Source organism: Bartonella sp. AA97HXZ (assembly GCF_042196985.1).
In the GTDB taxonomy this organism is placed as follows: domain Bacteria; phylum Pseudomonadota; class Alphaproteobacteria; order Rhizobiales; family Rhizobiaceae; genus Bartonella.
The window spans coordinates 1-635 of sequence record NZ_JBHIRC010000102.1 but is presented as its reverse complement, the minus strand read 5'-3'; the positions used below and the strand labels follow the sequence as shown (position 1 = coordinate 635).

1 protein-coding gene is annotated in these 635 nt (G+C 40.3%); it reads left to right on the top strand.

Annotated features, from left to right (window positions below):
• Positions 1-635, top strand: a 635-nt coding sequence (locus ACFINE_RS09925; protein WP_375621912.1) for a type IV secretion system protein, incomplete at both ends; no start/stop codon positions are given.

Below are 635 nucleotides of genomic sequence, written 5' to 3'. Positions count from 1 at the left end.
CCTCTCTCCGGATTCGTAAACCGTTTCCTACGGATAAGTATTATTACTTCAATAGCTCTTACCACAGGACTTTATCAGAATGAAATTGCCATTTTGATAACACAAATGCCCTATGAGTTATCAAAAGCGCTCATAACAAATCCACTCAATGATAAACAATTAATGAATTTACTTGACAAAACAGCAGGCGGAGGATTCCAATATGCAGGACGTCTTTTCCAAGAAACCGTCTTCTTCGAGTCCAATGGACTGCTTTACAGTCTCTTAGGAATCCTCATCTTGCTAGCAACAAGCCTCGTCGTAGCAATCGGTGGGGGTCTCGTCCTTCTGACAAAAATCGCACTTGCACTTCTCGTAGGATTGGGACCAATCTTCATTATTGCTCTACTCTGGCAACCAACTTATCGCTTTTTTGAGCAATGGATTGTACAAGTCGCCAATTATATAATCCTCTTTCTACTCTTAGCAACTGTATTTAATCTGATGATGAATATCTTTGCAAACTATTTGAGCGATATGAAACTCGACTACGACCAGAATGTAAGCTTCATGTTTGGAGGAGCTCTCATCTTGTCCATTATATCCATCATGCTGTTACTCAAACTATCAAGCATGGCCAATTCTCTCGCAAAAGG